A 9,122-nucleotide genomic window follows, 5' to 3' on the forward strand; every position below is an offset into this window, starting at 1 on the left:
TGGTTAGGCTCGGCGTTGTGCCTGAACTGAGCGATGACTATGAAATCCGGCGTTTCGGCGCCGCCGTCGAAGGGGAGCCGGGCTACCCGGAAGCGGAAAGATGGGTCAAGGCAGTCTCCTTCGGCTTCCACGAATCCGCCCGGACACCCGAACACGTCGCCAAGTCCCTGGAGACCTACCGTGCAGACCAGCGGATCCTGACCGGCGCGTACCAAACGCAGGACATTGCGCCCGGGGCCCTGGCTGCGGACATTCCGGTGGCCACCTTCGGCACGCTGCGCAAAACACTAAACGTTGGCTTCGGCAGGATGTTGGAGACCCACATGGTCACCGCCGTGACCGTTCGGACGTCACATCGCCGCCGCGGCCTGCTGCGGCGCATGATGTCGGAGGACATGGCGCTGGCCAAGGCTGACGGCCTGGGTATGGCCGCCCTCACCGCGTCTGAAGGATCAATTTACGGACGCTTCGGCTACGGCGTGGCCAGCTTTGAGCGCACTGTCAAAGTTGATACCACCGCACGGTTCCGGCTCAACCACCAGGTTGTTGGCAGCGTGGACATTGCCGAGCCGAAGGTGCTGCTGGAGGTCTCGCCGGAAATTTTTGACCGCGTGCACCGACTCACTCCCGGGTCCATCGGCCGCCAGGAATGGTACCGGCAGCTGGCTTCCGGTTCCCTGGGCCGGGACGGCAAAGAAGACCCGGCAGTCAAAGTGGCGCTGCACTACGGCCCGGACGGTGCCGTGGACGGCTACGTGTCCTACAAATTCCTGGGCTGGGACACCGAGCCGCACACCATGCACGTGGTGGATCTGGTGGCGGCCACCCACGCGGCTTACTTGGAGCTCTGGCAGTTTCTCGGCGCCATTGATCTTGTCGAACGGATCACGTGGGAGGAAGCGCCGCTGGATGACCCCCTCACCTGGGCACTGGCCGATCCCCGCTGCATCGACTCGTCAGACAGCAGGGACATGCTGTGGCTCCGCATCCTGGACGTGGTGCAGGCTTTAGAAGCGCGGCGCTATCCGGTGGACGGCCGGCTGGTGCTTGAGGTCCTTGACCCCCTTGGCCTGACGGCAGGAACCTTCGCCCTCGCAGTCAGTGGCGGTGAGGCCGCCGTCGAACGCGTTGACGCTGATCCGGACCTGACACTGGATGTTTCTGCACTGTCATCAATTTATCTGGGTGCGGTCTGTCCGGTTACACTGACGGCTGCTGGGCGAATCCGCGAACACAGGCAGGACGCGTCGCTCCAGGCCCGTGGGATGTTAGCCGTCGAGCGCTCCGCCCACTGCCTGACCCATTTCTAGGGGCCCCTGCGTCGTCGAGGGACCATCAGTGAGGGATATTCAAGGGCCGGAAATGCCCGGCCGCCGGTCTTTGCTGCTCGGAATGGCCGGTTTGGCATCCGTAGCAGTCTGGGGGTCCATGGCGACCGCCGACGCGGCGCACGAGGAGGGGCTCTCAACGCCGGCGGCATCGATCCTGGTGGATCCGGTCGCCGCCGCGGCTTCACCTACGGCCCCGGCCGAAGCCCCTACGGATGAGCCCTTCCGTCCCACGCCACTGACGAAGCAACAGATAATTGCTGAATTCGGATCGCGCAAACCCCGCGAGTGGGGGCTGCAGGTTACTGGCACCGTGGGCAAGTCCGGGGCCCGGGACATAGCGCTGACGCTCGATGCCTGCGGAGGCCCGGGCGGCACCGGGTGCGATCACCAACTGCTGACCACCTTGCGGAAGCTCAATGTGCCGGCCACCCTGTTCCTCAACGAACGGTGGATCCAGGCAAACCCGGCGCTGACGGCTGAGTTGGCCCGAGACCCCCTTTTTGAACTCGCAAACCATGGATTCCAGCATCGTCCGCTATCCGTTAGCGGGAAGTCTGCCTACGGCATCGCAGGAACAACGGACGTAGGGCAGGTCTATGACGAGGTCATGGGGAACCAGGCTGTCCTCCAGGACGTCATCGGCCACGCTCCGGGGTTCTTCCGGCCCGGAACGGCGTATTACGACGAAGTCGCGGCCGCCATTACGCACCGTCTGGGCGTCGTGCCCGTAAATTTTTCCATCAATGGTGACGGCGGTGCCACGTTTGCACCGTCCACCGTGGCGGCGGAGGTCGGCAAGGCCCGGAATGGGGATATCGTGATTGCCCACTTCAACAAGCCTGGCAGCGGCACCGCCGCCGGGCTTGCCCAGGCCCTGCCCCGGCTCCTGGGCCAAGGTGCAACGTTTGCAAAACTGGGGGCGGTCCTGCATTATGACCTGCCCTGACTTTGACCCGTCTTAGCCGCTGCGACTAGACTGAGTGGGCGCATGCTACGTGCGCGTTTCTAGAATCCACAAAATCAGGATGACCCGGCGGATCTCCGTGATCAGCCGCAATCTGTGCCTGCGTTCCATGACGCGGATGCAGTGGTTGGCCTGACCAACTAACTATCCACAACGGAGCCCCTACTACATGACCATCACCTCCACCGAGAAGCCCGGTACCCCCGTAGTCGCGATTAACGACATCGGTACCGCTGAGGACTTCCTCGCAGCAGTCGACGCCACGATTAAGTACTTCAACGACGGAGACCTCGTCGAAGGTACCGTCGTCAAGGTCGACCGCGATGAAGTTCTGCTCGACATCGGTTACAAGACCGAAGGTGTCATCCCCTCCCGCGAGCTGTCCATCAAGCACGACGTTGATCCCGGAGACGTTGTCTCCGTTGGCGATCAGGTCGAAGCCCTGGTGCTCACCAAGGAAGACAAAGAAGGCCGCCTGATCCTCTCCAAGAAGCGTGCTCAGTACGAGCGTGCCTGGGGCGACATCGAGAAGGTCAAGGAAGAAGACGGTGTTGTCACCGGTACCGTCATCGAGGTTGTCAAGGGTGGTCTTATCCTCGACATCGGTCTGCGCGGCTTCCTGCCCGCATCCCTCGTCGAGATGCGCCGYGTSCGCGACCTKGCTCCGTACATCGGYCAGCAGATCGAAGCCAAGATCATCGAGCTGGACAAGAACCGCAACAACGTGGTCCTCTCCCGCCGTGCATGGCTCGAGCAGACCCAGTCCGAGGTCCGTTCCACGTTCCTCAACAAGCTGGAAAAGGGCCAGGTCCGTCCCGGCGTCGTTTCCTCCATCGTCAACTTCGGTGCCTTCGTGGACCTGGGCGGCGTAGACGGCCTGGTTCACGTTTCCGAGCTGTCCTGGAAGCACATCGACCACCCGTCCGAGGTTGTCGAAGTTGGCCAGGAAGTCACCGTCGAGGTTCTCGAGGTGGACCTGGACCGCGAGCGCGTCTCCCTGTCGCTCAAGGCYACGCAGGAAGAYCCGTGGCAGACCTTCGCCCGCACCCACGCCCTCGGSCAGGTTGTTCCGGGTAAGGTCACCAAGCTGGTTCCGTTCGGTGCGTTCGTTCGCGTCGAAGACGGCATCGAAGGCCTCGTKCACATCTCCGARCTGGCTGTCCGCCACGTTGARCTGGCCGAGCAGGTTGTCTCCGTTGGCGACGAGCTGTTCGTCAAGGTCATCGACATCGACCTGGAACGCCGCCGCATCTCGCTGTCCCTCAAGCAGGCCAACGAGGGCGTCGACGCCGACAGCACAGAATTCGATCCGGCTCTCTACGGCATGGCCGCTGAGTACGACGAAGAGGGCAACTACAAGTACCCGGAGGGCTTCGACCCGGAGTCCAACGAGTGGCTTGAGGGCTACGAGAACCAGCGCGCGGCCTGGGAGCAGCAGTACGCTGACGCCCAGACCAAATGGGAAGCCCACAAGAAGCAGGTTGCCCAGCACGCTGCCGATGACGCTGCAGCTGCAACGTCCGGTGACAGCGATTCCGGCACCACCAGCTACTCCTCGGAGCCTGCTGCTGAGTCCAACGCCGGTGCAGGCACGCTTGCATCCGACGAGGCTCTTGCTGCTCTGCGCGAGAAGCTGACCGGCAACTAATTGCCACCGGCCCGGGACTTTCCGGGCCAACACAGCGGGCCCCTGCGAACGCAGGGGCCCGCTGTGTTTAAGTCCCAATGCGCTTAAGCCGTCATCGGCAGGCAGTTAACGCTGCCAAACGTGCGTTTCGGTGCTCCTACGGCGAGCCATGTGAAAGTACGACGACGGCACTCACCCCGCCACCGTCGTCGTAAGTCAGGACCGCGCCCGCCGCGGTGAGGAGGCCTTGGGCGCCGGCGTTCCCTGCCGTAGTTTGGGCCACGACGCGCCGTAGCCCGGCCCGGCCAGCCTCTGCGAGGACCAGTTGCAGGGCGCCAGTACCGATGCCCCGGCCCCGGTACCTCCCTCCGAGCCAGATACCTGTCTCCGCGGTGCTGTGGTCCACCGTTCGTTTCAGCCGGATTGAACCCGCGGGGCTTCCATCGAACAACACGGCCCAGCTCTTCTCGCCCGCCGGCCCGTCCAGGCCGGCCGACGCCGCCCGGTGGTAGGCAACGAACCACTCGATCCGGTTCGCGTTCCATCCGGCCCCGTTGCCAAGCGGCGGCGTGACCTCGTCCGGTGCAGCGTCCTGCTGTGCCAGGACCAGGAGCAGCCCCACCATGGGTTCGTCGACGTCGGCCAGTCCTACTTCAGGGGAGTGGGGCATCGATCCACTCCGTCCCGCCGGGCAGCAGTTCCGCCGTCCCTGCGGTAAGGGACAGGACACGCTCAGCGGCCGCGGCAATCTCCCCGGGTTCATCGGTGACGGCCACGCGCAGGACAGTGTCCAGGGCGCCGTAACTGGTTTCCGCCATAACAAATTTCGCAGCCCGCAGATCATTCTCCAGCCGGCCGGCCGCGGCGTGCGGTACTGAGGCTGTGCAGATCCGGAGCCGGCGACGCCCGACAAGGGGCGCGCGTTCGATAGCCGCCGAAACCGACTCTGAATACGCACGCACCAGGCCGCCGGCCCCCAACAGGATGCCGCCGAAATAGCGCACGACGACGGCGCTGACGTCGCTGAGGTCAGCCACTCCCGGTGTGGTTTCCCGCTTGAGGATGGCGTCCAGCATGGGGATCCCGGCCGTGCCGGACGGTTCGCCGTCATCGTTGGACCGCTGGAGGCCGCGGTCCGGGCCCAGGACAAAAGCCGAACAGTGATGGCGTGCATCATGGAATTCGCGCCGCAACCCTGCCACCAGGTCCCTGGCGGCGTCCTCGCTTTCGGCGCGGCGCAGCACGGTAATGAATCTGGACCGTTTGATCTCGATCTCGTGCCGGAAGTCGGGTCCTGCTGCAAGGGTGGTGTAGGAGGTCGCCCGGCTCTCTTGCTCTTGCACCGCCCAAGTCTATTCGTATCGGTGGTTGGGTAGGCTGGGTGGCGTGCTGAAGATCGGTTTGACAGGCGGTATCGCCTCCGGGAAGTCCGTGGTGGCCTCGCGCCTGGCGGAGTTGGGCGCTGTGCTGGTGGATGCTGACGCGTTGGCCCGGGACGTGGTTGAGCCCGGCACACCCGGATTGGCCCGGGTAGTAGAGGCTTTCGGCTCGGAGTTGCTCGACGCCAGCGGCAGGCTTGATCGCGCCAGGCTGGGAGCTGTGGTCTTCGGCAACCCCACTCAGTTGTCCGTGCTCAATGGCATCGTCCATCCGCTGGTCCGCGAGGCGGCGGCCGGCATCATTGCCACAGCTCCGGTCGGTGCCGTTGTGGTCCAGGACATCCCGCTGCTCGTGGAGACGGGACAGGGCAGCAATTTCCATTTGGTGCTGGTGGTGGATGCGCCCGACGACGTCCGGATCGCCCGCATGCTCAGCCACCGCGGTATGACCCGGGAGGCGGCTTCGGCACGTATGGCGGCGCAGGCGACGCGTGCCGACCGGCTGGCAGCCGCGGACGTGGTCCTCGACAATGTCGGTTCCCTGGACGAGCTGCTGGCGGACGTGGACAAGCTCTGGGCCGACCGGCTGGTGCCGTTCGCGGACAATGTCCGGCGCGGTGTCAGGGCGGCGAGGGCAGGCTCAGCCGTCTTGTCTGCGCCGCAGGCGGATTGGGTGGCCCAGGCTGCGCGGCTCGGCGCCCGGATCATGGCCGCAGCACCCGATGACATTCTTTCCGTTGACCATATTGGCTCCACGGCGGTGCCGGGGCTGGCAGCCAAAGACGTGATCGACCTGCAAGTCACGGTGGCGTGCCTTGACGTCGCCGACAGGATAGCGCCGGTGCTGGCAATGGCTGGCTTCCCGGCCGTGCCGGGGGCCAACTTCGACACCCCGAAGCCGGCCGCGCCGGACCGGGCGGAATGGGAGAAGCGATTCCACGCCAACGCGGACCCTGGCCGTGCCGTGAACGTGCACGTCAGGCCGGCCGGATCGTCCGGCTGGCGCTACGCCCTGCTGTTCCGCGACTGGCTCAGGAGCGACCCCGAAGCCGCCGCCTTATATGCTGAGCATAAACGCGCCCTGACCGAACACTTTGCCGGCACCAGGGGTACCCACGCCTACGCTGAGGCGAAGGAGCCGTGGTTCACGGAGTTTGCGTGGCCGCGCATGGATGAGTGGGCTGCGCACTCAGGCTGGCGGCCGCCATCGTACGTTTCCGGACGTCTCCGCCCCTGAACCGGATTGTTCGCCTGTAACGGATACCGGCTTGGCTGTCTGTCCCCGGTTGTAGATTAGATGCATGAGCCTTGCGCAGGAGATCAACCGTTTTGTGGCCCCGTTTGAGGTCATCAGTGAATTCCAGCCTGCCGGTGACCAGCCCGCCGCCATCACCGAACTGACGGAGCGCATCAAGAACGGCGAAAAGGATGTTGTCCTGCTCGGTGCCACCGGTACCGGCAAAAGCGCCACCACGGCCTGGCTCATCGAACAGGTCCAGCGGCCCACCCTGGTGATGGTGCAGAACAAGACCCTCGCCGCGCAGCTCGCCAACGAATTCCGGGAACTGCTGCCCAACAACGCCGTAGAGTACTTCGTCTCCTACTACGACTACTACCAGCCCGAGGCCTACGTCGCGCAGACGGACACCTTCATCGAGAAGGACTCCTCCATCAACGAGGAAGTCGAGCGGCTCCGCCACTCCGCCACGAATGCCCTGCTGACCCGGCGCGACGTCATCGTGGTTGCCACCGTGTCCTGCATCTACGGCCTGGGCACCCCGGAGGAGTACATCGCGGGGATGGTCACGCTCCGCAAGGGGGCCGAGATGAACCGCGACGACCTGCTCCGGAAATTCGTCTCCATGCAGTACGCGCGCAACGACATGGACTTCCACCGCGGTACCTTCCGGGTCCGTGGCGATACCGTGGAAATCATTCCGATGTACGAGGAACTGGCCATCCGGATCGAATTCTTCGGAGATGAGATCGAAAACATCCACACCCTCCACCCGCTGACCGGCGAAGTGATCCGGGACGAAGAGGAAATGTACGTCTTCCCGGCCTCGCACTACGTGGCCGGTCCCGAGCGGATGGCGCGGGCCATCACGCGGATCGAGGACGAACTCGCCGAACGGCTGCAGGAGCTGGAAAGCCAGAACAAACTGGTGGAGGCCCAGCGGCTCCGGATGCGCACCACCTACGATCTCGAAATGATGCAGCAGATGGGCTTTTGCAACGGCATCGAGAACTACTCCTCGCACATTGACGGCCGCGCCCGCGGGACCGCTCCGCACTGCCTCATCGACTACTTCCCGGACGACTTCCTGCTGGTCATCGATGAATCCCACGTGACTGTGCCGCAGATCGGTGCCATGTACGAGGGCGACATGTCCCGTAAGCGGAACCTGGTGGACTTCGGCTTCCGGCTGCCATCCGCTATGGATAACCGTCCCCTCAAGTGGGATGAATTCCTCGACCGCGTGGGCCAGACCGTCTACCTCTCCGCCACTCCCGGCAAGTACGAGCTGGGCAAGGCTGACGGTTTCGTGCAGCAGATCATCCGGCCCACCGGCCTGATCGATCCCGAAGTGGTGGTCAAACCCACCAAGGGCCAGATCGATGACCTCCTCGGTGAGATCAAGACCCGGACGGCCAAGAACGAACGTGTCCTGGTCACCACGCTCACCAAGCGGATGGCGGAGGACCTCACCGACTACCTGCTGGGCCACGGCATCAAGGTGGAGTACCTGCACTCCGACGTCGATACCCTCCGCCGCGTGGAACTGCTCCGCGAGCTCCGGATGGGCGTCTTTGATGTCCTGGTGGGCATCAACCTGCTCCGAGAAGGCCTCGACCTGCCGGAGGTCTCGCTGGTGAGCATCCTGGACGCTGACAAGGAGGGCTTCCTGCGGTCCTCCACGTCGCTGATCCAGACCATCGGACGCGCCGCACGAAACGTTTCGGGCCAGGTGCACATGTACGCGGATCGCATCACCGACTCCATGGCCCACGCCATCGACGAGACCAACAGGCGGCGTGCCATCCAGGTTGCCTACAACACCGAACGGGGCATCGATCCGCAGCCGCTGCGGAAGAAGATCGCCGACATCACCGACCAACTGGCCAAGGAAGACGCCGATACCCAGGAGCTGCTCAATAACAACCGCCTGGCCAAGGGCGCCAAGCGGGGGAAATCTGCGGCAAAGGGCGCAGCCCAGGTCCGCAAGGACGGCCTTGCCGCGGCCCCGGCCGAAGACCTCGTTGGCCTGATCGAGCAGCTGACTGAACAAATGCACGGCGCCGCTGCCGAACTGCAGTTCGAAGTTGCCGCGAGGATCCGCGACGAAGTCAGTGAATTGAAGAAGGAACTCCGCCAGATGCAGGCGGCCGGCCACGCCTAGCTGGCTATAGGTCGTGTCAAGGCCGCGTCCGGGCACAGCGGTGCGGCGCCTGGGGGCGGGCCGGCGGCGCTCGGAGGGGTTTGGCGGCTGGCGGTTTTTTGGCTGGACCGGCGTGGTTCCGGGTCCGCGCCCACGCTGACTTATCCGACCTCGGGGCAATTCTCCGGGTCATCTGGCGTCGTTCGGGCTGCGGCCGGGGGGCGAAGGGCCGGGCGCCAAGCTAGGCGCGGCGTAACGCGTGAGCGTCCGCCATAGCTGCGGCGGCGTCTGATCCGGCCCTTCGTCGGTTCCAGCGTCTCACCGCCGGCCGGGGTTGTGAAGTGGTTTTAGGTTGGTGCACCTCCTTGAATCCCGGAACTGGCGGGGGCTTTCCGGCTGGCCGAATGGTGTGCCGCCGGCTTGTCGCTGTCAACGTCGTTC

At 64.6% G+C, this 9,122-nt stretch carries 7 protein-coding genes; 5 read left to right on the plus strand and 2 right to left on the minus strand.

Annotated features, from left to right (window positions below):
• The first annotated feature begins 26 nt into the window (after positions 1–26).
• From AC1DIM_RS07765 to rpsA, 3 genes are all read left to right on the plus strand, one after another.
• Positions 27–1,310 carry a GNAT family N-acetyltransferase gene (locus AC1DIM_RS07765; RefSeq protein ID WP_477709932.1) on the plus strand — a complete coding sequence of 428 codons (1,284 nt, stop codon included), beginning with the start codon at positions 27–29 and terminating at the stop codon, positions 1,308–1,310.
• 28 nt (positions 1,311–1,338) lie between these two features.
• Positions 1,339–2,277 carry a polysaccharide deacetylase family protein gene (locus AC1DIM_RS07770; protein ID WP_477709921.1) on the plus strand — a complete coding sequence of 313 codons (939 nt, stop codon included), beginning with the start codon at positions 1,339–1,341 and terminating at the stop codon, positions 2,275–2,277.
• A gap of 187 nt (positions 2,278–2,464) precedes the next feature.
• A complete protein-coding gene (gene rpsA, locus AC1DIM_RS07775) occupies positions 2,465–3,943 on the plus strand; it encodes a 30S ribosomal protein S1 (RefSeq protein ID WP_190989028.1) in 1,479 nt (492 codons plus the stop codon).
• A gap of 136 nt (positions 3,944–4,079) precedes the next feature.
• Here rpsA and AC1DIM_RS07780 read toward each other — a convergent pair whose 3' ends face one another.
• Positions 4,080–4,592, minus strand: a complete 513-nt coding sequence (locus AC1DIM_RS07780) for a GNAT family N-acetyltransferase (RefSeq protein WP_477709922.1) — start codon at positions 4,590–4,592, stop codon at positions 4,080–4,082.
• Positions 4,576–5,265, minus strand: coding sequence for an IMPACT family protein (locus tag AC1DIM_RS07785; RefSeq protein ID WP_477709923.1), 690 nt, complete (start codon positions 5,263–5,265; stop codon positions 4,576–4,578). The genes AC1DIM_RS07780 and AC1DIM_RS07785 overlap by 17 nt, the downstream gene beginning before the upstream one ends.
• Positions 5,266–5,308: 43 nt before the next feature.
• On the opposite strand from AC1DIM_RS07785, the gene coaE reads away from it, so the two are divergent.
• Together coaE and uvrB are read left to right on the plus strand one after the other, a co-directional pair.
• Positions 5,309–6,538 carry a dephospho-CoA kinase gene (gene coaE / locus AC1DIM_RS07790; protein WP_477709924.1) on the plus strand — a complete coding sequence of 410 codons (1,230 nt, stop codon included), beginning with the start codon at positions 5,309–5,311 and terminating at the stop codon, positions 6,536–6,538.
• A 64-nt stretch (positions 6,539–6,602) separates the two neighbouring features.
• Positions 6,603–8,702 carry an excinuclease ABC subunit UvrB gene (gene uvrB, locus AC1DIM_RS07795; RefSeq protein ID WP_477709925.1) on the plus strand — a complete coding sequence of 700 codons (2,100 nt, stop codon included), beginning with the start codon at positions 6,603–6,605 and terminating at the stop codon, positions 8,700–8,702.
• Positions 8,703–9,122 lie beyond the last annotated feature (420 nt).

The organism is Pseudarthrobacter sp. 01T43 (assembly GCF_056398665.1).

Coding starts and splice junctions, on each gene's coding strand:
- AC1DIM_RS07780 (WP_477709922.1), bottom strand. CDS start 4,592: ATGCCCCACTCCCCTGAAGTAGGACTGGCCGACGTCGACGAACCCATG.
- uvrB (WP_477709925.1), top strand. CDS start 6,603: ATGAGCCTTGCGCAGGAGATCAACCGTTTTGTGGCCCCGTTTGAGGTC.